Source organism: Phyllobacterium sp. YR531, assembly GCF_000282595.1.
Classification (GTDB): domain Bacteria; phylum Pseudomonadota; class Alphaproteobacteria; order Rhizobiales; family Rhizobiaceae; genus Phyllobacterium.
Genome location: NZ_AKIZ01000014.1, coordinates 314,708 through 336,087 on the forward strand (window position 1 = coordinate 314,708; position 21,380 = coordinate 336,087).

The following is a 21,380-nucleotide window of genomic DNA, read 5'->3' on the forward strand; positions in this document are numbered from 1 at the left end:
CCCGATCCCAGTTGACGAAGTGATCGCAATCTAAAAAGGTAGGGGAAACTCACCTGTGCGGTGCGCCTTGCAGGTGCACAAAGATACAGCGGAACATCGATCTGGGAACAAGCGGCATTGTTGGAGATGCCGGCAGCATGGAGAAAATAATGGGTATCAAAACTGTATTGTTGACCGCAACGCTTGCGCTGGGGCTGACAACGTCTGTTTGGGCGCAGGAACGCGTCGTCAATGTGTATAACTGGTCTGACTATATCGATCCGACCACACTTGAAGATTTTACCAAGGAAACTGGAATCAAGGTTGTCTATGACACCTTCGATTCCAATGAAATTCTCGAAACCAAGCTTCTGGCCGGTGGTACAGGCTATGACGTTGTTGTTCCGACAGCATCGTTCTTGCAGCGCCAGATCGCTGCCGGTGTGTTCCAGAAGCTGGATAAGTCCAAGCTGCCGAACCTTTCCAACATGTGGGATGTCATCAGCGAACGTATTCAGAAATATGATCCCGGCAACGAGTATGCCGTTGACTGGATGTGGGGCACCACTGGCCTCGGCTACAATGTCGCCAAGGCCAAGGAAATCCTCGGTACCGACGAGCCGCCGACATGGGACGCGTTGTTCAAGCCGGAGCTGGCCGCGAAGTTCAAGGACTGCGGTATCAATGTTCTTGATTCGGCGACCGATGTGATGCCGTCCGTTCTTGCCTATCTGGGCCTCGATCCTGATAGCAAGAATCCGGATGATCTGGCAAAGGCGGGCGAATTGCTTGAGAAAGTTCGCCCGAACATCCGCAAGTTCCATTCGTCCGAATACATTAACGGTCTGGCAAATGGCGACGTTTGCCTGGCGCTTGGCTATTCCGGCGATATTTTCCAGGCTCGCGATCGTGCTGCGGAAGCCAAGGCTGGCGTCGAGGTTGGTTATGCCATTCCCGGCGCTGCGCAAATGTGGTTTGACGTGCTGGCAATTCCGGCCGACGCGCCACACGTGGCCGAAGCACATGAGCTCATCAACTATCTGATGCGTCCGGATGTTGCCGCCAAGGCTTCCAATGTCGTGTTCTACGCCAATGGCAACAAAGCCTCGCAGGAGTTTGTCAGCAAGGAAATCATGGATGACCCGGCGATCTACCCGACGCCAGAGGTTCTTGGAAAGCTGTTCACGGTTACCCCCTATGATACAAAGGTGCAGCGCGTTGTAACGCGCCTGTGGACGAAAGTTGTAACAGGCCAATAACATGCAAAAGACCCCGGCAACCAATGCCGGGGTCTTTCAACAAAAGCGATAGAATATCGGGGACATCATGAAGTCATTGGGAAGTTTTCGACGCAAATTCGCACCGTGGAATGATCCGGAAGCAAAGCCCTTCATTGCTATCGAGAACGTCACCAAGAGGTTCGGTGACTTTACCGCCGTGGATGATCTTTCCCTGAATATCTATAATCGCGAGTTCTTTGCGCTGCTTGGAGCATCCGGCTGTGGCAAGTCAACCCTGCTCCGCATGCTGGCTGGCTTCGAAACGCCCACATCGGGCCGCATCCTGATCGATGGTCAGGACATGAGCGGTATCCCGCCCTACAAGCGCCCGGTCAACATGATGTTCCAGTCCTATGCACTGTTTCCGCATATGACTGTCGAGGCAAATATCGCCTTCGGTCTGAAGCAGGATGGCATGCCGAAAAACGAGATTGAAGCGCGCGTCGCGGAGATGCTCAAGCTGGTCAAGCTCGAGCAATTTGCCAAACGCAAGCCGCACCAGCTTTCCGGTGGCCAGCGCCAGCGCGTTGCTCTGGCCCGTTGCGTGGCCAAGCGCCCCAAAGTGCTGCTTCTCGATGAGCCTTTGGGCGCGCTGGACAAGAAGCTGCGGGAAGAAACCCAGTTCGAGCTGATGGACCTGCAAATGAAGCTGGGCCTGACATTCGTTGTCGTGACCCATGATCAGGAGGAGGCCATGACCATGTCCGATCGCATCGCGGTCATGGATAAGGGCAAAGTCAAACAGGTTGCAACACCTGCGGAAGTCTATGAGGCTCCGAATTCGAAATTTGTCGCCGACTTCATCGGCAATGTGAACATGTTCGAAGGCACCGCCGCGGCGGTGGAAAACGGCAAGATTGACATTGATGTTGCCGCCGACAAGATGACCATCCGTACCGATGCGACGCGCAACTGTTCCGTTGGGCAAACTGTCGGCTTTGCCATCCGGCCGGAGAAAATCCGCCTCAGCCGCAAAGAGCCAGCCAATCCTGCCGTTAATGCCGCTTATGGTGAACTTTACGATATCGCCTATTTCGGGGACATGACGGTGTTCCATGTGCGGCTTGAAAATGGCCGTATCATCAAGGCCGCAAGTCTCAATGCGGTTCGCACCGTGGAAGACCCGCTGGGCTATGAGGATATGGTTTGGGTCAACTTCGATACCGATGCCGGTATTCTTCTGACCGCGTGAGGAGGGCTATGCAATGCAAAAATTGATAGCCTCTGTCACAAGCCGGCTGGTCATCAGCATCCCTTATCTATGGCTGTTGGTTTTCTTTCTTATCCCGTTCATTATCGTATTCAAGATTTCGCTATCCGAAGTGGCGATGGCCATTCCGCCTTATACGCCGGTGGTGGATATTACAGCGGGCATCAAGTCTGTCTTCAACAGCATATCGCAGTTTTCCTGGGATAATTATGTCTGGCTGGTCGAAGACCCGCTTTATTACAAAGCCTATATATCAAGCCTAGTCATCGCGATTGTCTCGACATTCCTCACGCTTATTATCGGCTATCCGATTGCCTATGGTATGGCGCGGGCCCCGGCGACAATCCGCCCAACGCTGCTGATGCTGGTTATCCTGCCATTCTGGACGAGTTTTCTTATCCGCGTTTATGCGTGGATTGGTATTCTAAAACCCGAAGGCCTGCTCAATCAGTTCCTCATGTGGGCCAACGTTATCGATACGCCGCTAAACATTCTCAACACCAATACCGCCATCTTCATCGGAATTGTCTATTCATATCTGCCATTCCTTGTGCTGCCGATTTATTCGGCACTGGAAAAGATGGATTATTCGCTTGTGGAAGCGGCTGAAGATCTTGGCTGTACGCCTCTCATGGCGTTCTGGAAGATCACTTTCCCGCTGTCCATGCCCGGCGTCATCGCTGGCTGTTTCCTTGTTTTCATTCCTGCCACAGGCGAATTCGTCATCCCTGATCTGTTGGGCGGTTCATCGACACTCATGATCGGCAAGACATTGTGGAGCGAGTTCTTCTCGAACCGCGACTGGCCGGTTTCATCAGCTGTTGCCGTTATCCTGCTGTTGCTGCTGGTTGTGCCCATTGTGCTGTTCCAACGGTCCGAAGCCAAAGCCCAGGAAAGCGAGAAATAATATGAACACTACCTGGTCTCGCTTCAACATCGCTTCGCTGGTTCTGGGCTTCGCTTTTCTTTACCTGCCCATTGTCCTGCTGGTGATCTATTCCTTCAATGAATCCCGTCTGGTCACAGTCTGGGCCGGCTTTTCAACGAAATGGTACACATCGCTGTTCAACAATCAGGCTTTTATCGACGCGGCATGGGTCACTATTCGCGTCGGTCTGATTTCCGCGACATTTGCCACCATTCTCGGCACTCTCGGGGCCTTGGCGATGACACGTTACACGCGTTTTCGCGGACGCATGCTGTTTTCCGCGATGATATATGCGCCGCTGGTTATGCCTGAAGTGATTACCGGCCTGTCACTGCTCCTGCTGTTTGTCGCTATCGGTCTCGACCGCGGTATTTTGACAGTGACACTCGCACACATCACTTTTTCCATGTGCTTTGTGGCTGTGGTGGTCCAGTCGCGGCTTGTTACATTTGACCGCTCGCTGGAAGAAGCGGCCATGGACCTTGGCGCGACGCCTGTCACCACTTTCTTCAAAGTGACCTTGCCGGTTATCCTGCCAGCAGTTGTTTCCGGCTGGATGCTAGCTTTCACCCTGTCCCTTGATGATCTGGTTATCTCCAGTTTCACATCAGGTCCGGGCGCTACCACCTTGCCGATGCGCATCTACTCGCAGGTGCGTCTGGGCGTTACGCCGGAAATCAATGCGGCCTGCACAATCCTTATCGCCATCGTTGCCGTCGGCGTGATCATAGCCTCAATTGCCAATAAGCGCCGCGAGGTCAACCGTGCCCGCGACGAGCAAGCGGCCGCGAGGAACTAACGCGGATTGGCGCTGCCTTATCTCCCCCCTTTGTGGGGGAGAACGGATTTTCTTGAATTTAGCCTCTTCGCTAAATTCTTAGAAAATCCAAGAGAGGGGATCATTTCCCTAAATCGTATACAGTCGTTTTTGGCATCTAGAGACGGTGTTTCAACCGGAGATAGAATCAACCGATAGGCACTTTCCCCTCTCTTGTGATTTCTGGCACTTAGCAAGGGCTAAGATGCCGAAATCACTTTCTCCCCCACAAGGGGGGAGATAAAGGGGCGCTACAACAAGATAACTTGCATCAACTCAATGCGATTGCCGAAAGGGTCGTATACATACCTGCGGGCATAGCCATCCAACGGCTGGTCTTCGCTCGTTAAAAACCCGTTGGCTTCCAATAGTGTTGTCAGCGCATCCAGATCATCAACGATAAAAGCCGGGTGTGCTTTCCGTGCCGGTTGGAAGCCCGGTTCGACACCGAGATGTACTTTGACGCTGCCGTTTTCAAACCAGCATCCACCTCTTGAAGCAAGTTGAGACGGCTTCGGTACTTCCGGTATGCCAAGCAGGCCATCATAGAAGCTGCGCGCTGCCGGTTCCTCGCCAGCTGGCATGGCGAGTTGAACGTGATCCAACTTGAGTATGATCACGATGGATTTTCCTCCGGCTCTACTGCGAAATAATCGGTGAAATGAACGGATTATCCCATGAGCCGCCGATAAAGAACCGCGTGTGATTGAATACGGGTTCAGGCTTCGGAGCGTCGGCGGGGGCAGCTTCTGCGGGAGCAGGCACGGTGACAGGAGCAGCAAAGTCACCGGTCAAAGCAAGGCTCTTGCTCATCAGAGTCACAATGCCCGCAAATGTCAGTGTGCCAAGCTTGTTCTGGATTTGCGCGGTTTCAAGTGCCGCAACGCCGTCCATGATATTGGCTTTTAGTTCCAGCCTGTCGAGTGCAAGCCAGGCATCGGTCTTCTCGTTAAGGCTGAAAAACCGATCTGTTTTGGCTTTGCTGAGCAAGCGGTTGAGATCAATGCTGCGGATTTGACCATTGCCAAAACGCATGGAAAGGGTGCCTTTGGCGCTGTTCAATGCAGTCGACCAACGTTTGATTGGCCCCTTCAGCACAAGAGAAACGGTGCCTTTGCCGAGTTCAAAACGATTGCCAAGCCCAAGCAGTGAGGCAATCGAGGCGCTGTTGACGTCAGTACCGTTCAACCGCAACTCACCCGTTGTTCCGGCCTCAGGTTCATCCGCGAGCTGAAAGCTGCCTGCAATCGATCCATCAAATGCAGTTGCATCGCCAATATCGAATATTGCGCGGCCGTTGCGCACTTGCGCTGTCGCTGCCACGTTCGAAAGGCTCACATTTCCCGCGGTTGCCTTTTGGGTGGAAACCCGCAGGTCGAGATTGAGCTGTTTGAGGAAGGCCGTGCTGATCACACTGTCTGAGCCGGCAGTGCCATCGGGTAGCGGCATGATGCCCGAAAATACCGAGCGCAGGTCCAGCGTCTCGAAAGCCAATGTCCCGTTGATTCCAAGTGGAGTGCCGTTAGCCGCATTATCGAGGGTGACCTCAATAACACCCTTGGCCGGATTGTCGTTCAGCGTGGCAGTCAGGCTATCCAGCTTGACGCGGGTCGATGAGCCGGTGACGGAAGCATCAAGTGTAAAGCTGCCGATGGGCGCTGCGGGAATTTCGGCCATTCTCGACCATTCCAGCGTCCGCCGTAACGATGGTGAAGTGAGGGAAAGGGTTCCTTCGAAAAACCGGTCCTTGGCAATATTGGCGGAGCCATTGAACGAAAGCGTCAAAGGTGTCGAGCTGAGATTGATCTGCATCGGGCTTGCGCCACCCGCCAGCAACAGCAATGCCTTGCTGGCGGAGCTATCGATTTCCGTCTCCTCGCCGTGCCATATGGCCTTGCCCTGAAAGCTCGCTACACCTGAAGTCTGCGGCCAGTCAAAAACACCGCTTATGCTGGAAATCTGTTCTTCCGCGCCATTGATTGGCCGTTTGAATGTTACCATCGCATCTTCGAGCCGCACGCGTCCGAATGGCTGTGATGAAACTGCACTCATGTCTGGCTTGGCAGGATTTGCGACAATGGCGGCCTTCGCTTCGCGCATGACATCGCCGATGCGGCCATCGCTCTTGGCAAGAGCTTCGCCAATATCCGACAGGCTCTTGATCGGCTCATCAAGGACAAAGCGCGGCCTGACGATCTTGGTCTCGGTAAATTCTATCTTTCCCATGAGCGCCGAGACGAGAGACAGATCAACCTCGATGCGTTCCGCCTGCATGAAAGGTGCGCCATCGCTAGCCCAAGGGTTGCGGATCGTCACGTCGCCCATTGATGCGGTGAATGTTGGAAAGAACGAGATGTGAGGCGCTTGCTTCGCTTCGACACCATAGCCTGTCCAGTTGCTGATCTCCTGAACCAGACGCGCCCGGATGAGGTCGGTGCTGACAAGGCTTGGCAAGGCAACAAGTATCCCACCGGCGATGAGCGCCAATACCAGGATAGTCGCGAGAAGGTTTCTTGGCCTTAGCCAGGACATGGGCATTTCCGAGATTTACTATCGTTGTGTCAGAAACCAACGAACAATATTTGCAACGCCATTCACGGTTTAGCCATCATGGATAGCAATTCAAGTCGATATAGCGTCTTTCTGGCAATTTTATTGCGTGTGAACAGCATTGCAGCCGTTTTTATCCCTGCCAGCATGATTTTTCTGGAGCAGGAATGGGCAAATTGTGGTCTATTGTGTCTCGGGCAATCGCGAGCCCATTTATGGACTGCATATTTTATAAAGGAAATAATTATGAGTAATTGCAACGCTGCCCATCACGATAATCACGATCACAAACATGAGGCAGGATGCGGTCATACCGCCATTCGCCACGGTGATCACGTTGATTATCTTCACGATGGTCACCTCCACCATCCTCACGGTGACCATATCGATGAGCATGTCATTGAGGTCAGCGAGAAGAACCCTGCGGAATGCACACCGGACCATCATTGTGCCGGTCATGATGCATCCCATGTACATGGACCGGGTTGTGGCCACGAGGCTGTTCCACATGGCGATCACATTGATTATCTGGTTGATGGCCATTTGCATCATCCGCATGGCGATCATTGTGACAATCACGGACCCATCGAAATCGTCGCCTGATCACAAAAACGGATTGTGCTTCTGTTATTCGCAGAAGCGCCGCCCGTGATGCTGATGCGCTTACAAAGCCGCCAAAGCTTGTGATTGATGTGTCTGGATGTCCGGCTCATCATTTCCGGAGAAAAGCCAATTGCGATAGCGTTCGGCTACGACGCGCAATTGCTCGTCGCTCGCTTTCATTGCCTCGTAAACGATGAATGGGTCGCTCCATTGCAGGCCGCAGCGATTGGCGGTCACCCGCAGCGGATTGAGTATCTCCTGCAATGGCATGATGTTCGCGCCGCCAGTTGTATAAGCGGAAGGCGTATTGCCAGCCGTTACAGCAAGCAGCAGCGGCTTGCCCTCAAGCAACCGACCCTCATTTTCATAATTGATATAATACATGCGTGTCAGAACGGCGTTCTGCCAAGCTTGGAGGATAGGCGGGGCGCTGTACCATTGAATGGGAAACTGGAAGACGATGCGGTCTGCGGCTAAAAGCCTTGCGACCTCTTTATCCGTATCGATAACATTGTCCGGATAGGCCGCCTGCACATCGAAAGTTTCGACACCGGGCAACTCCGTAATGTTCTTTACCAAGGCCTTGTTGGCGCGTGACTCTTTGAAGTCCGGATGAAATACAAGAACAAGGGTTTTAACCATGACAATCTCCTTTACATCAGGAAATTGCCAGTCGTAGCCTTATTCTTCCAATTGATGATTGATATACCCCGCTATTGATGTGGTTTATATCACTCAGCCAAAACCCTCGTGGAAGGGAATGTAATTTCTACCATCGTGCCGCGTCCCGGGCTGGAGTCGATGTGGAAATTTGCCCGGTTTGCTTCCGCCATGGCCTTGGTCAGTGGCAGGCCTAGACCGGTTCCATCGCTACGCACATTGCCCGGTGTGGTAATCTGCTTGTAGGGCCGCAAGGCTTGTTCAACCTCCTGCCGGGTCATGCCAATCCCCGTGTCACGCACTCGCAACAGCACATCGCCGCTGGCTTCATAACTTGTGGAAACGATGACCTGCCCGCCGGGGCCGGTGAAACGCACCGCATTGGAGAGAAGGTTCAACGCAATCTGGGTGATCGAGCGATTGTCCGCGACGATGTCAGGCAGGCGTGAAGTCAGGCTGGAGCGGATGATGACACGTTCGCGATTGGCCTGCGGCTGCATGATCGCAACAGCCTCTGTCAGTGCATCGTTCAGCGAAACCGCTTCGAAATTCATCTCAACAGCGCCAGCCTCGATCTTGGAAATGTCCAGAAGATCATTGACCAGTGACAGCACGTGATTGCCGGAGCGGCTGATGTCATGCAAATAATCGCGGTAGCGCTCACTGCCGATAGGGCCGAACTTCTCGTCAGCCATCAACTCCGAAAAGCCTATGATGGCATTGAGTGGCGTGCGAATCTCATGGCTGATGCGTGCCAGAAATTCACTTTTTTGCGTCGATGTACGTTCCGCCTCACGCTTTGCGCTGACGAGTTCTTCTTCCGCGCGCTTCCAGTGGGTGATATCACGCAGCACGACACAAAAGCCCTTGGAGGCATCCAGCTTGCCAATTGTCATGAATAGCGGAATGAACCGGCCCTGACTCTCCCGGCCAATGACTTCGCGTCCATCATTGAGCAAGCTGGCGACGCCATTATCGGAGAGGCTGTTGAGATAATCCATGGCCGCACGCTGGCTCTCGATTGCAAACAGCAACGAGAATGCCTTGCCGCTGACCTCATCCGGCTCATAGCCGAACAGTGCAGATGCGGAATGATTGACTGACCGGATAGAACCGGCTGAATCGAGCAGGATCACACCATCCGTAGCCGTATCGAGAATAGCATTCAGTTCGTCGATACGCGTCTGCAGAAGCAGACGTTCGCTTTCATCAAAGTGGTTCGCGGCTTTCACCTGCGGCGACAGAGCCAGAAGCAAGGCCCGTGACCCCGCGCCACTTTCATCATTCCAGCGTACCGCCTGTAAATGCGCTTCCACACGAAGCGTCGAGCCGTCATTGCGGCGAAGGTTCATGCCGCTTTCGTCTTCATCCTCGTCATCTTCCGCACTATCGGCAAACAGCGTGCTCAACCCGCCTGCGGCATTGATCGCCTCTGCATTCTCATATGCGATCGTTTCAAGCATGGCGCTGTTGGCGTAGAGAATCTGTCCTTCACGGTGAATCAATACAGCGAGCGGCAAGGCAGCAAGAATAGACGTATCAACTCCTTGGCGGGCCTGTTCGCGAATGTCGCTGGCAAAATCCTTGGAGGGTGTTTCGGGCGCTGTGACCGAGGCTTTGACGGCAAATCCCGGTCCGACGACCTCCGCGTCCGGAACGTTGGATTTGACCTTTGCCAGCGGTGTATTTGCGTCGGGAACTTCGGCAGTTTTCTGCGTTGCAGCCGCGGCAGGTTCAGCCAGAACCTCGCGGCGCAATCTTTCAGCGATTTCGCGAAACGCGTTGCGCTCTGCATCGTTAAGGCGCCCGTCATTCTGCAGGCTTCGCTGCGTCTTGAGCGCCACGACATTGCTCGGTTCCGGCGATGTTAAAGACAACGCGGGCGTTTCGCCCGCAAACATATCGCTCTCGCTGACTGGCGCCTGGTCAACGGCAGTATCAGTCTCGTTTGATTCCAATGTCGCGCCAACGCCATCAGGGATATCCGCAACATCGCCCATCTTCGCAATACCAAAACCGCGAAATCCCATAAACGCCCGTTCGCGTGAATAAATCGGCAGTGCCGCCAGCTCGATTGGTACGCGCAGGCTGGTTCCTTGGATCGGCCAGAGGACCGAACGCCCGGACCACGTATCGCGCCGCTCCAGCAGCCCGGCGATTTCGCCATCCGCGTCGAAACCGTAAGCCGCTGCCACATCCCGGAAAGACTTGCCGATAACATCAGCGGAAACTGGTCCTACTGCCGCGGCAAACTCCGGTGAAATTTCGCTGAAGTTCGCCTGTGCATCGACCTTCCACACAAACCGCGCTGTAGCGTCGGTAGGCTTGTAGTAGAAGGCTTCAGAAGTTCGCTCATCCACATCTGCAACAGTTTCTGTTGCTTTGATGTCGGCAGGTACAGATGGTTCCGGCACAGACTGTTCGAAAGACAGTTGAGCTTGCGGTGCAATGCTCACCTCAATATCAGGAACAGGTGCAGCCGGGATCAGATCGGCCACGGGAGCCGTTTGCCGGTTATCTTCTGGTTCGATTGCCAGGAGAAGATGCAGGGCAGGGCTGTCAGTCAGGCGGGCTATGCCTGTTGGCACTGCGCCGTTTGATGTAGCGACGGGACGCTTCACCAGACGATTACGCTCATGCCGAACCTCGCGTACCAGATCGCTGAGATTCTTGTCGTTAAAGCTCAATCTGGAAAATTGCTGCGATGCGGCAATCACCGCCCCCGAACCATTAACAATGGCTGCATGGGTCGTCTCGTCGCCGAAGCCTTTTATTGCCAGAGCTGCGATCTGAGCATCGGAACTCGCACGGTCAATATTGGCAATGGTCAGCAGAATGGCCTGCTCCCCACGCGGCAGCACAAGATCGCTTGCCTGAAAAGTCAGAATGCGGCTGGTGAGGCCAAAGGCGGCACGCAAAGAAACCGTGCGTCCATGGCCGATGGAGGGGAAACCGTCCAGCGCTTTCAATTGCCGCTGCGCCTGAACGCTCAGAACTTCGCCTGCATTGAGTATATCATCGACCGTTGCATAGCCAAGCATGGCCGCGCCTTGGCCATTGGCCCATATGACATGGGTCAGATCCGGCGAAATGACCACGAGCGCATCGCCATTGGCAAAGTGCTCGCGAATTTCATCGAGAACGGCAATGTCGATGAACGGGTAAGTTCCAGACGCCATTATTGTTTAGCAGCTCCGCAGCGGACGTCGCATTCATACGAAGTCCTTAATACTTTATTAATAATAGCCACAAGGGCGCACGTCCACAGTCAGGCTCTTGTCTGGCAGCTCTTTCTCTTGGTTTAGTTAACTTGCGCCTGCACTTTGTAATCGTCCCCATAATAATTTCTGAGCAAAATCAACAGGAAATGGTGCAGCGCAAGAAAAATGTTGCAATGCACAATAAATGAGTCTATATACGGTCCATCAAACAACTTGCAGAGACAAACATCTGCACCAAGGAAGGGCCTTATTATGAGCAAGACTGCTAAACAGACTGCCGACGCATTTGCAATTCCTGCCTTCGATGCAACCGCTGTAACCGATCAGGTTCGCGAATTCACTGAAAAGGGCGTTGCCCAGTCCAAGGAAGCTTATGCCAAGATCAAGGATCAGGCAGAAGCTGCACAGAAGACTCTCGAATCAACTTTCGAAACTGCACAGTCCAACAGCACTGCAATTTCGTTGAAGGCGCTGGCTGCCCTGCGCACCAACACAGAAGCTGGCTTTGCACACATCGAAGCTCTGTTCGGCGTAAAGTCGTTCGGCGAAGTTATCGAACTGCAGACTGCATTTGTTCGCAAGCAGGCTGAAGCAATCACCGGCCAGGCTAAAGAGCTTCAGGCTGTTGCTTCCAAGGCAGTTGAAGAAATCTCCGCACCGGTCAAGTCCGCTGTAGAGAAGGCAATCAAGGACGTTAAGGTAGCCTAATAAGGCACTTACGTTAGGTATTCTCCTGCGGCATTCCTCCTCCCAGCCGCCGGGGACGCGAGAACCGGCACCTCCTCCCGCCTCGTTCTCGCAATAATGGAAAAGGCCGGGTCCTCCCCCCGGCCTTTTTTCTTTTTCATAACAGGCTGGCGCGTTTTTTTGGGAATGTCGCTGCCTTTTGTTGCATCAGGTGCTTGCAAAAAGCATCAATTCTCCGTATGTGACGCCAAGTCAAAAACTTGACGGTGTGCGGTCGTAGCTCAGTTGGTTAGAGCGCAGGATTGTGGCTCCTGAGGTCGGTGGTTCGAATCCACCCGTCCGTACCATTCACCACTCCCCAGCATTTTTTATTTGTAATGACCTCGTCCCTGACGAACAGAGCATGCTCCACATCGTGGTTTTGTGCAGCTTATTGCCAACATTGGATATTGCCCAAGATTCGTCTTGCTTAAGCGATACCAAGCCTGTCGGCGCGCGATCCACCCTTGTATTCGCTCCAGGCTTGTTTGAGAATCTGCAATGCTGATGTGAGAAAAATACCTGCCATTAGCGCTGCCACGGCAAGGTCGGGCCAAGCCATTGAAGTTCCCCAGACTCCGAGTGCCGCCGCCATCACGACAACATTGCCAATGGCATCGTTTCGGGAACATAACCATACGGATCGCACATTGGCATCGCCATCTTTGTATGGCCGCAGCAGAAAAACCGAACCCACATTTGCAGCAAGTGCCAGAAAGCCAATGGCGCCCATTACCTCTGCGCTCGGTAACCCCAGTACCAGAATTTGATAAACAGTAGAACCAAAGACCCACAAGGCCATGAGAAACAGCGATAGACCCTTGAACAGGGCTGCTGTTGCACGAATTCGAAGGCTGGCTCCGATAACAGCCAGACTTAATCCATATGTGACCGTATCGGCGAGAAAGTCCAAAGCATCGGCTTTCAATGCCTGTGAACCTGCCATTTGGCCAGCGATCATTTCTGTAAAGAACATTGCACCATTAATGCCAATGACAGCCCAAAGAATTCGCTTATACCGAGGGTCTACGCCATCGAAAACCGGCACGCCACCAGAGCAGCACGTATCGTTGATTTCTTTTACGCCGTTCACTGTACCTGACGGAAGAGTGAGTAGGGGTGGTGTACAAGTGTCCCCGGCTTCGTGCTTGCAGCAATGCTCTGACATAAGATGCTCCTTTTGTCAGCGGACGCTACACCCTATAGTGACTAGAGGTTCAAGGGGTATTTTCATGGATTATTCAATAGGCGAGTTGGCCAAGCACACTGGTGTGAAGGTACCGACAATTCGATATTACGAACAAATTGGACTTTTACCGCCACCCACCCGGACGGAGGGTCAACAGCGACGTTATGATAAAAAGGGGATATCGCGACTGGCTTTTATAAGACATGCCCGAGAGCTTGGATTTGAGGTTGAGGCCATCCGAACTTTGCTCTCATTGCAAGACAATCCGAACCAGTCATGCAGTACCGCAGATCGTATAGCATCGGCCCGGCTGGCGGATGTCGAAGCCAGAATTACAAGCCTTAACTCTTTGCGATCGGAACTACAGCGTATGTTAGCTGAGTGTGCTTGCGGTCGCGTTGCAGAATGCCGGGTAATTGAAACATTAGCCAATGAATCTCATCAACATGGTCGATTAGATTAGGTATGAATATTACGGAAATTTGAGCCAGACAGCGTTCCGCATTATATGCCACATTAGCCTCTTATTTGCTGGAAAACCAGTAAACACTGGGTCTTTGTCGGCACGGTGAAGCGACCCGTCCGTACCATTTACCACTCCCCCAGCATCGATAATTATTGCTTTTGTTGAAGTAAGCTGGCTGTTCATTATCGGGTGCTGCCACATATCGCTTCCATTTTTGTGCCACACGCTTTCGCGAGGCCTTCAGGACGCGCATTATTTGAACTTCGTAGCACTAGTGTTGGTCTTTTAACTGAAATTGGTCGTTACAAACGGGCGCATATCTGGCCGTTCTCCCTCTTAGGGTGACACCTACTAAGCAAGTTATGATACCGGAGGACGTCGGAATCAATAACGTGCTTTGCCAACCAAGCTTCCCAATAATATTATACGGGTAATATTGCTATTTTGAAAATTACCCGGATATAATTAGGGAGGGTTGAAAAGGACTTAGCAAGCATGGCTTCGGTTTTAGTGAATGGAACTACTATTGAATATGATGCCTTTGGATCGGAAGCCAACGACCCGATAGTGCTGATTTCCGGGTTGGGGGTGCAGATGATCCGCTGGAGTTTGCCGTTCTGCAATATTTTGGCTGCACGGGGTTTTCGTGTCATTCGTTTCGACAACAGAGATGTCGGCCTTTCAACTTACTTCGATAATGCGCCAGTTCCCGATTTGACCACCGTAGCCAAGGCCGTTGCCAGCGGCGAAAATCCTGAGGTGCCATATACACTCGACAATATGGCAAGCGATGTTATCGGTCTTTTTGATGCCCTCGGGATAGAACAAGCGCATCTTGTTGGAAGGTCAATGGGTGGAATGATTGCTCAACTGGTGGCTAGTAGTCATCCGGATCGCGTGCTTTCACTCGCTGTCATTATGTCCGGAACCGGTAATGCTGCTTTACCACCGTCTGCACCGGACGCGATGGCCGCATTAATGCGACCCGCACCGCACCCGTTGGACGATGAAGCTGGCTTCCTCAACCACGCAGTTGCGACAGCGCGCGTTATTGCTAGCCCCGCTTATCCATTCGATGAGGATGCACAACGTGCGCAAGCTCTGACGGAAATCAAACGAGCATATAACCCTGCCGGATTCGGTAGGCAGCTTGCCGCCCTTGTCGCTACCGGCGACATTCGACCCCGTCTGCATGGCATTACGGCCGCAACCGTTGTTGTGCATGGATCTGCCGATAAATTAGTCCCGCCGGAAGCAGGCAGGGATATTGCAGCAAACATCAAGGATGCTGAACTCATGATAATGGAGGGGATGGGCCATGATCTTCCTCCTGAACTGTATAATGTCGTGGTGACAGCAATTGTGGAAAATGCTCGCCGTTAAAGGCGGGTGGCGTTCAAATGGCGTTTGACGAAGTTCCTGATTTCAACCAACAGTTCAGCATCCTCAGGGGTTCCACCGGTGAATCCGCCATGCGGCATCGCCTCGAAAACATGCAGTTCGGCGGATACGCCGACACGTCGCAGTGAACGGTGCATCCGAACGGCGTTGGACAAGAAAAGATCCCGGGTCCCGGTCTGCAGGAAAGTGGGCGGGAAACCGTCAAAGTCTCCAAACAGAGGCGACACGTACGGGTCGGTAAGATCGGCTCCGCCTGCATAGAGAAGATTGGGTTGCATGAGCGATATCGGCAGCATTGCGTCGATCATCGTATTGACCTGAAAGCTATCACCGGATTCTGTGAGGTCTACTTCAGGCGATAAAAGGATCAGCGCCGCTGGAAACGGCAGACCTTCGTCTCTTGCCCGTAGCAGCATGGCAACGGCGAGGTTTCCCCCGGCCGAGCGGCCACCGATAATGACGTTGCCGGATTCATGGCGATCCAGCACATAGCGATAAGCAGCCAGACAATCATCAAGCGCGGCGGGGTGGCAATGCTCAGGCGGCATCCGGTAATCTATGCTGAAGCAACGTATTCCCAGCTGATCCGCCTGCATCTGCGCACCGACCCGGCAGGCCTCTCCGCCGCCAAACACAAAAGCGCCGCCATGGAGTTCGATATAGGCGAGTTCTGTATTGAAAGGCTCAGCAGGAGTCGCGATGTGAATAACTGCATCCCCGGTTTTCACCGTTTCCACGCTTGAGCGAAGAGTGGGGGCGAGCTGCTCGGCAAGTGCGGTGTAGTAGCGCCCGGTAGCCTCCTTGACAGCCAGCCAGCCGTCATGGTCATCAATTGCAGGCATGGTATGCAGCGAATTCAGCGGCACGCCGTCTTCATTAACGAGACGGCGCAAGACAGCCTGCGCCTCCGGGCTGATCGACTGCGGAAATGGCAGCATCCTGGCGTTGATTTTGATGCCCACTTCTTTGTCGTCCATTTTAATCCACTCCGTCATGGCCATGTATTCACTCCGCAGCCCTTGCCGGTGGAGTTCAGGCGCAGCATTGGCCAGAAATATTGTCAGCGGTGTGACGCGGGTGAACGTGAAAACACGCGCAATATCTAAGCTCCAACTTCAGCGAGATCGTTGAATAGGCCAAGAGCTTTAGTCCGCGCGATCTTTCCAATCACTTCGTAGCAATGTCGTTACATGCTCTATCGTTTGCCTTCCATCAGCCATGCAACGGGCGGGAACTTCGCCAGTGCGGCGATACCCTAATTTATGCTGCATCGTCCAGGAGTTCTCGTTGCCGTCGAAGTAACCATTGACCAGCTTTGTCAGGCCCAGTGCGCCAAAAGCAAACCGGATTTTTGCTTCAAATGCTTCGCGTCCATAGCCGCGCCCCTGATATGGCTTGGCTATCCAGATTCCACCACCAGCCGTCCCCAGCTTCCAGTCAATCTTGTTGAGACTGACCCCACCGATCACCGTTCGCTCCGGCTTGAGTTCAATCGCAAATTCATATGCAATGGGTCGGTCGGTTGTGCTTGAAATTTCCTGGCACCTCTTCACCCAATTTTGGGCGTGCGACATTGAATAGGGGTGAGGGACGAACGCCAGCCACTTTGCCAGCTCGAGATCGTTCAAGCCTCGGCTGAGTTGTTCAATGTCCTGGTCCGCCCAAGGCCGCAGCGTAAGGCGCGAAGTTTCGATTTTTACACCCATGAATTGCCGCCTTTTCTATGTACCAAGCTTGGCCGCAAGATCATCGATAGTGTCGGCAATGACATCCCATTCCTGCGTTGGACAGAGATCGGTTTTCTGGTTGGGGCCATGATCGGTGGGACGTAAAACAAACGCCGTGCGCAGGCCACATTTGCGTGCCGCTGCAAGGTCATCATTATGCGCGGCAACCAGACAGATTTCCTCCGGGCGCATTGCCAGAATATCTGCGGTTCTGAGATAAGCTTCCGGCATGGGCTTGTATATCCCTGCGACCTCTGCCCCGAGGATCGCATCCCAAGGCAAGCCGGCGCGCTTCGCCATATTGATCATCAGAATGATGTTGCCGTTGGAAAGCGGTGCAACGATGAACCGCTTCTTTAAACGCTGGATGCCCTGCACGGAGTCTGGCCAAGGGTCCAGCCTGTGCCATGCGCGATTAAGTTCATCGAGTTCGGAATGCGGTATCGCCGCAGCGTCAATGCCGAGTTTCTCAAGCACCTTATCCAGATTTTCACGATGCAAAATGTCGAGCCGTACAAAAGGACGGCGCCCGCTATTAACCTCTGCCATTGCCGGGGCATAAAAATCCCGCCAGCAATCGGCGAAATCATCCGGATTGATATCCTGGCGATTATGGCGCGTCAGAAAGGCTGCGGCTTCACGCGATACGCCGGTGCGCCAGTCAACAACCGTCCCGAATACGTCGAAGATAACGGCTTTTACATCCTTGAGTTGCTCAACGCTCATTTGTTGCCTCCGGTCTTTTACAGATCATTTCTGCCCGCCAGTCCTGTCCGCTTTGCGATGAAGCGGGCGATGGCCGGGCCAGTTATCAGCACAATAAGAAAGCGGGCCGTCTGCATTGCCATGACGAATGGCAAATCCACGTCGCTGGATGCGGCAATGATGGCGATGGAATCCGCGCCGCCCGGACTGGTGGCAAGATAGGCGGTTAATGGGTCAACATCGGCAAAATAAACCAGCAGCGCCGCGATACCACCGCAGATTGTTATAAGCGTCAATATTGATGCAACCACGCGGGGCAGGGCACGCGCGGCATGAACGAGGATCGGACGTGTAAAGCGGGAGCCGATGTTCCAACCGATCAGCGCGTAACTTGCCGCCAGCAGCCAAGGCGGCAGCACAATCGTCATCAGTCCGGTATTATGCAAGATTACCCCGAGGATCATTGGCACCAGCATTGGTCCGGCCGGAATTCGCAAGCGGACCGCCAACCAGCTTCCGCCCACGATCAGCAGCAATGTCTGCCCGAAACCGATCCAGTCCAACGGCGGAAACCAGATGAACTCTGGTGCTGCGGCAACGGGCCCTGTTACCCAGATGCGGGATACCAGCGATGCCACGACAGCGACGAAGACAACACGCAGATATTGCATGAATGCGACAAGGCGGATGTCCGCACCATATGCCTCGGCCATCAAGGTCATGGCTGCTGCTGCTCCCGGCGATGAGCCCCAAACAGCGGTTGTACCCGGTAGCACCTGCCAGCGTGCCAGAAACCAGCCAAGCGTATTGCTGGCAAGAATCACAGAGGCGATTACAATCAGAAATATCGGCCAGTCATGCACCATTTCCGTGAGGGTGGAAGGCTCAATACTATGGGCGATGAGGCAGCCGATAACACCTTGAGACACGACGAAGGGTCGCACCGGAACACGCACCACGCCTTCGGCAGCCGCAACAGCAATTGCCGCCGCCATTGGTCCCAAAAGCAGTGCAGCGGGCAGGCGCATTGCCTGAAAAATCACAAAGAAAAGCAGGGAAAGCGCGAGAAGGATCAGCCACTGCAACCCCAGCGAGCGGTTGCCTAAATTCATTCGCATTGTCTGTCGGTCCCGCACTATGTTCGGAACAATAGAATAAGCCTCTGACCGCCGTCGTCCACCCCTGAACCGCATTCATATTAGACTAATTGAGACTTTAGAAATGACTGGAAAGTGATATAGTCAGCCTTGGAGTGGGGCGAACTCTCGTCCGCCCCTTTCCTCATTTCGTAAAGTGAACCCGGATCGTGAGTGACCAGCTCGTCCGGGTTCTTTTTACGATGAGGGTAATGCTAAGCGGTTTTCGCCACATAGCTTACCTCCAAGTTTAAGGGCAAGGCTGATGCCGCAGTCAAGGAAGCCTATCTCCCCTGATGCGCCGGCTGGCTCGACGCTGCTGCTTCTGCCCCAAAACTGAATAAGCCATTGATTCATCGCTCGAAAATGCGCGGGCTGCAACGAATGCAGGGTTGTATTCAGTCAAGGCTGTCGGTTGAGCAGTTGCGTCAGGTGACACGACGGTAATCATACTGTTTGCGGGTCTTCCTGTTTCATGGCAATGAAAAGCCATGCGTATATTGCTGGTTGAAGACACGCACGATGTGGGGGAAGCGATCGCCAAACGCTTCGAGGCGACAGGCCATGCTGTCGATTGGGAAACCAATGGCCGCAGTGCGGCGGAAATAATCGATTTCACCGAGTATGCGCTGATCATTCTCGATGTCATGCTGCCCGGTATGGATGGCTTTGAAATACTCAAATCAATTCGTAAGTCCGGCAATGCCGTTCCGGTGCTGATCCTGACGGCGCGGTCGGAAATTGATGATCGCGTCAGCGCGCTTGATCTTGGTGCCGATGATTATCTGGTAAAGCCTTTCGATTTTCGCGAGCTGGAAGCACGAGCGCGTGTTTTGATGCGGCGACATAGCGGCGGTGAGGCGACCAATCTTATCAAGTGCGGTGATATTGCCGTGGATCGCGCCACGCGTTCGGTGCATGTGGGACAACGCGAAATCCAGTTGAAACGGCGGGAACTCACACTGCTTGAAGTGCTTGTCGCACGGCCAGGCCGCGTTTTCAGCAAGGATGAGCTGCTCGACCAGCTCTTCGGCTTTGAAGAAGCTGCCAATGCCAATGCCATCGAGCTTTATGTGGGCCGCCTGCGCAAAAAGCTTGAAGGCGCGAAAGCCCACATCGTGACGGTGCGCGGTCTGGGTTATCAGCTGGTGTCCGGCGATGCATCCTGAACCCTCTGCACATCAGCCCTCGCTGTTTGCCCGTCTCGCACGGCGTATTTCGCTGGTGCTTGGCATTGGTGCAGCCTTGCTGGTCAGTGCCGCCTGGTATTATGCCGATACCGCCGCAGACAAGGCCTATGACCGCCTGCTTGTGGGCGCGGCATTGCAAATGGCGGAAAGCCTTGCCGTAGAAGATGGCAAGCTCAGCGTCCGCCTGCCGGCCTCAGCCTTTGAGTTGCTCGGGTTAGCAGATCGTGACCGGATATTTTACCGCGTCATCGATACCAATGGCCGGACCCTGACAGGATATGACGATCTGCAGGACCCGAGCCCGCCGGAAGGCAATAGCGATGCGATGCGTGTCGAGGAGGGCACTTATAAGGGTGAGGATGTTCGTATCACCCGCGCCACCCGGGTTCTGGCCGATCCCGCTGTTACGGGCCGGGCCTATGTGATCGTCGCCCAGACCAATGAAGCGCGCTCAGCTTTGACCCGTGAGCTCACTTTGCGCGCAACCATTCTAGTCATCGTCATGAGCTTGCTGGCATTTGCGGGCGCCATGCTGGCCATCCGTTATGCGTTACAGCCCGTGGAGCATCTGGGCACAGCGGTACGCCGCCGCGATCCGCACGATCTGACTCCGGTTTCGGTGAATGTCCCTCGCGAACTTGATCCTTTCGTCGGATCGATCAATCATTTCATGGGCCGCCTCGGCGAGCGAGTGGATCTGCTGCAGCGCTTTATCGCTGATGCCGCACATCAGATACGCACGCCGCTGACGGCACTGACAGCCCAGATTGATTTGCTCGGCTCGGGCAAGATGAGCAAAGCCGATCGGCAGCACTTTGATCGAGTCAAGGAGCGGACCGGAGAGCTATCGCGTCTGACAAACCAGTTGCTTAGCCACGCCATGGTCATACACCGTGCGGATTCTGTGCAACTTGAACCGATAAGCCTTGTCGATGTAGCGCGCCGCGCCTGGCGCGCCGCGGTCCCGATTACTGTCGACCCGGATATAGTGGTATCTTTCGAAGCTCCTGAGGACAGGCCGTTTGTCCTTGGAGATGCGGTCAGCTTGCGGGAAGCTATTGTCAACGTGATTGACAATGCGCTTCGGCACGGTGCGCGACATCGGCTGGAGGTGCGCGTCAGCGCTGGTGAAACGCAGGCTCTGGTCGAGGTGGAAGATGATGGTCCGGGTATTCCGCCCGAAGGCTGGGAAAAAGCCATGCAGCGCTTCTCTACCTCCAAATCGCATGAAGGCAGTTCCGGTCTTGGTTTTGCCATAGCGCAGGAAGTGGCCAAGGCTCATGGCGGAAGTCTGAGCTTCCGCCCCCGTAACGAACGGGGCTTCGTTGTGGTCCTCACCCTGCCGCTCTATTGCTAGGGTCCGAACCTAGGCACCGGCTGCCGACCAGCAGTGACTATCACTGCACTTAAAAAGACAGGCCCAGAAGGGCCTGCAAGTTTCCGCAGAGGGGAAACATTTCTGCGGTTGGGACGGATGGTTTGTCAAAACCTGACGCTGAGGTCGGCCTTGATGGCGTTGTCATGGTTCTGCGATGAGAACTGCCCGGTATAGCTGAGGCCGAGCGTGGCCGACTTGCTGATGCCGAGGTCAA

Annotated in this window: 19 protein-coding genes and 1 tRNA gene; 11 read left to right on the forward strand and 9 right to left on the reverse strand. The window is 54.0% G+C overall.

Annotated elements, in window-relative coordinates; all coding sequences use genetic code 11:
- Window positions 1-149 precede the first annotated feature (149 nt).
- The 4 genes from PMI41_RS06035 (at window position 150) to PMI41_RS06050 (ending at window position 4,196) form a co-directional block, all read left to right on the forward strand.
- Window positions 150-1,238 (forward strand): polyamine ABC transporter substrate-binding protein, encoded by a 1,089-nt coding sequence (locus PMI41_RS06035; protein WP_008122818.1) that lies wholly within the window; start codon window positions 150-152, stop codon window positions 1,236-1,238.
- 67 nt (window positions 1,239-1,305) lie between these two features.
- Entirely contained in the window at window positions 1,306-2,451 is a 1,146-nt protein-coding gene (locus tag PMI41_RS06040) for an ABC transporter ATP-binding protein (RefSeq protein WP_008122820.1), read from the forward strand.
- A 13-nt stretch (window positions 2,452-2,464) separates the two neighbouring features.
- On the forward strand, window positions 2,465-3,376 hold the full coding sequence (locus tag PMI41_RS06045; protein ID WP_008122823.1) for an ABC transporter permease subunit: 912 nt from the start codon (window positions 2,465-2,467) through the stop codon (window positions 3,374-3,376).
- Between the two features lies 1 nt (window position 3,377).
- Window positions 3,378-4,196 (forward strand): ABC transporter permease subunit, encoded by an 819-nt coding sequence (locus PMI41_RS06050; protein ID WP_008122825.1) that lies wholly within the window; start codon window positions 3,378-3,380, stop codon window positions 4,194-4,196.
- Window positions 4,197-4,465: 269 nt separating this feature from the next.
- Here PMI41_RS06050 and PMI41_RS06055 read toward each other — a convergent pair whose 3' ends face one another.
- Window positions 4,466-4,834, reverse strand: coding sequence for a VOC family protein (locus PMI41_RS06055; protein WP_008122828.1), 369 nt, complete (start codon window positions 4,832-4,834; stop codon window positions 4,466-4,468).
- A gap of 19 nt (window positions 4,835-4,853) precedes the next feature.
- The gene (locus tag PMI41_RS06060) at window positions 4,854-6,746 is read right to left on the reverse strand and encodes an AsmA-like C-terminal region-containing protein (RefSeq protein WP_008122829.1); all 1,893 of its coding nucleotides are present in this window, start codon (window positions 6,744-6,746) and stop codon (window positions 4,854-4,856) included.
- A 264-nt stretch (window positions 6,747-7,010) separates the two neighbouring features.
- Here PMI41_RS06060 and PMI41_RS24580 point away from each other — a divergent pair, with 264 nt between their 5' ends.
- A complete protein-coding gene (locus tag PMI41_RS24580) occupies window positions 7,011-7,367 on the forward strand; it encodes a hypothetical protein (protein ID WP_008122832.1) in 357 nt (118 codons plus the stop codon).
- A gap of 60 nt (window positions 7,368-7,427) precedes the next feature.
- Here the strand turns inward: PMI41_RS24580 and PMI41_RS06070 are convergent, their stop codons facing one another.
- Together PMI41_RS06070 and PMI41_RS06075 are read right to left on the reverse strand one after the other, a co-directional pair.
- Window positions 7,428-8,009, reverse strand: coding sequence for an NAD(P)H-dependent oxidoreductase (locus tag PMI41_RS06070; protein WP_008122835.1), 582 nt, complete (start codon window positions 8,007-8,009; stop codon window positions 7,428-7,430).
- Window positions 8,010-8,098: 89 nt separating this feature from the next.
- Window positions 8,099-11,206 carry a PAS domain-containing sensor histidine kinase gene (locus PMI41_RS06075; RefSeq protein ID WP_008122837.1) on the reverse strand — a complete coding sequence of 1,036 codons (3,108 nt, stop codon included), beginning with the start codon at window positions 11,204-11,206 and terminating at the stop codon, window positions 8,099-8,101.
- 294 nt (window positions 11,207-11,500) lie between these two features.
- On the opposite strand from PMI41_RS06075, the gene PMI41_RS06080 reads away from it, so the two are divergent.
- Entirely contained in the window at window positions 11,501-11,956 is a 456-nt protein-coding gene (locus tag PMI41_RS06080) for a phasin (protein WP_008122840.1), read from the forward strand.
- Between the two features lie 249 nt (window positions 11,957-12,205).
- Window positions 12,206-12,282: transfer RNA gene (locus PMI41_RS06090), tRNA-His, on the forward strand.
- Between the two features lie 122 nt (window positions 12,283-12,404).
- Here PMI41_RS06090 and PMI41_RS06095 read toward each other — a convergent pair.
- Window positions 12,405-13,142: a cation transporter gene (locus tag PMI41_RS06095; RefSeq protein WP_008122842.1), complete on the reverse strand. Its 738-nt coding sequence runs from the start codon at window positions 13,140-13,142 to the stop codon at window positions 12,405-12,407.
- A 64-nt stretch (window positions 13,143-13,206) separates the two neighbouring features.
- On the opposite strand from PMI41_RS06095, the gene PMI41_RS24585 reads away from it, so the two are divergent.
- Entirely contained in the window at window positions 13,207-13,626 is a 420-nt protein-coding gene (locus PMI41_RS24585; protein WP_008122844.1) for a helix-turn-helix domain-containing protein, read from the forward strand.
- Window positions 13,627-14,124: 498 nt separating this feature from the next.
- The gene (locus PMI41_RS06105; protein WP_008122846.1) at window positions 14,125-15,012 is read left to right on the forward strand and encodes an alpha/beta hydrolase; all 888 of its coding nucleotides are present in this window, start codon (window positions 14,125-14,127) and stop codon (window positions 15,010-15,012) included.
- Here the strand turns inward: PMI41_RS06105 and PMI41_RS06110 are convergent.
- The 4 genes from PMI41_RS06110 to PMI41_RS06125 form a co-directional block, all read right to left on the reverse strand.
- Window positions 15,009-16,031: an alpha/beta hydrolase gene (locus PMI41_RS06110; protein WP_008122849.1), complete on the reverse strand. Its 1,023-nt coding sequence runs from the start codon at window positions 16,029-16,031 to the stop codon at window positions 15,009-15,011. The two genes, PMI41_RS06105 and PMI41_RS06110, sit on opposite strands and share 4 nt — an antisense overlap.
- Before the next feature lie 144 nt (window positions 16,032-16,175).
- A complete protein-coding gene (locus PMI41_RS24170; RefSeq protein ID WP_008122851.1) occupies window positions 16,176-16,736 on the reverse strand; it encodes a GNAT family protein in 561 nt (186 codons plus the stop codon).
- 15 nt (window positions 16,737-16,751) lie between these two features.
- Window positions 16,752-17,483, reverse strand: a complete 732-nt coding sequence (locus tag PMI41_RS06120; protein WP_008122854.1) for a haloacid dehalogenase type II — start codon at window positions 17,481-17,483, stop codon at window positions 16,752-16,754.
- Window positions 17,484-17,500: 17 nt separating this feature from the next.
- Window positions 17,501-18,574 (reverse strand): AbrB family transcriptional regulator, encoded by a 1,074-nt coding sequence (locus PMI41_RS06125; protein WP_040853852.1) that lies wholly within the window; start codon window positions 18,572-18,574, stop codon window positions 17,501-17,503.
- A gap of 515 nt (window positions 18,575-19,089) precedes the next feature.
- Between PMI41_RS06125 and PMI41_RS06130 the strand changes: the two genes are divergently transcribed.
- Entirely contained in the window at window positions 19,090-19,767 is a 678-nt protein-coding gene (locus PMI41_RS06130) for a response regulator transcription factor (protein ID WP_008122858.1), read from the forward strand.
- Window positions 19,757-21,145 (forward strand): sensor histidine kinase N-terminal domain-containing protein, encoded by a 1,389-nt coding sequence (locus PMI41_RS06135; RefSeq protein WP_008122861.1) that lies wholly within the window; start codon window positions 19,757-19,759, stop codon window positions 21,143-21,145. The genes PMI41_RS06130 and PMI41_RS06135 overlap by 11 nt, the downstream gene beginning before the upstream one ends.
- Window positions 21,146-21,380 lie beyond the last annotated feature (235 nt).

Coding starts and splice junctions, on each gene's coding strand:
- PMI41_RS06125 (WP_040853852.1), bottom strand. CDS start 18,574: ATGAATTTAGGCAACCGCTCGCTGGGGTTGCAGTGGCTGATCCTTCTC.
- PMI41_RS06130 (WP_008122858.1), top strand. CDS start 19,090: ATGCGTATATTGCTGGTTGAAGACACGCACGATGTGGGGGAAGCGATC.
- PMI41_RS06045 (WP_008122823.1), top strand. CDS start 2,465: ATGCAAAAATTGATAGCCTCTGTCACAAGCCGGCTGGTCATCAGCATC.
- PMI41_RS06095 (WP_008122842.1), bottom strand. CDS start 13,142: ATGTCAGAGCATTGCTGCAAGCACGAAGCCGGGGACACTTGTACACCA.
- PMI41_RS06050 (WP_008122825.1), top strand. CDS start 3,378: ATGAACACTACCTGGTCTCGCTTCAACATCGCTTCGCTGGTTCTGGGC.
- PMI41_RS06120 (WP_008122854.1), bottom strand. CDS start 17,483: ATGAGCGTTGAGCAACTCAAGGATGTAAAAGCCGTTATCTTCGACGTA.
- PMI41_RS06060 (WP_008122829.1), bottom strand. CDS start 6,746: ATGTCCTGGCTAAGGCCAAGAAACCTTCTCGCGACTATCCTGGTATTG.
- PMI41_RS24585 (WP_008122844.1), top strand. CDS start 13,207: ATGGATTATTCAATAGGCGAGTTGGCCAAGCACACTGGTGTGAAGGTA.
- PMI41_RS24170 (WP_008122851.1), bottom strand. CDS start 16,736: ATGGGTGTAAAAATCGAAACTTCGCGCCTTACGCTGCGGCCTTGGGCG.
- PMI41_RS06110 (WP_008122849.1), bottom strand. CDS start 16,031: ATGGCCATGACGGAGTGGATTAAAATGGACGACAAAGAAGTGGGCATC.
- PMI41_RS06135 (WP_008122861.1), top strand. CDS start 19,757: ATGCATCCTGAACCCTCTGCACATCAGCCCTCGCTGTTTGCCCGTCTC.
- PMI41_RS06070 (WP_008122835.1), bottom strand. CDS start 8,009: ATGGTTAAAACCCTTGTTCTTGTATTTCATCCGGACTTCAAAGAGTCA.
- PMI41_RS06080 (WP_008122840.1), top strand. CDS start 11,501: ATGAGCAAGACTGCTAAACAGACTGCCGACGCATTTGCAATTCCTGCC.
- PMI41_RS06075 (WP_008122837.1), bottom strand. CDS start 11,206: ATGGCGTCTGGAACTTACCCGTTCATCGACATTGCCGTTCTCGATGAA.
- PMI41_RS06035 (WP_008122818.1), top strand. CDS start 150: ATGGGTATCAAAACTGTATTGTTGACCGCAACGCTTGCGCTGGGGCTG.
- PMI41_RS06105 (WP_008122846.1), top strand. CDS start 14,125: ATGGCTTCGGTTTTAGTGAATGGAACTACTATTGAATATGATGCCTTT.
- PMI41_RS06040 (WP_008122820.1), top strand. CDS start 1,306: ATGAAGTCATTGGGAAGTTTTCGACGCAAATTCGCACCGTGGAATGAT.
- PMI41_RS24580 (WP_008122832.1), top strand. CDS start 7,011: ATGAGTAATTGCAACGCTGCCCATCACGATAATCACGATCACAAACAT.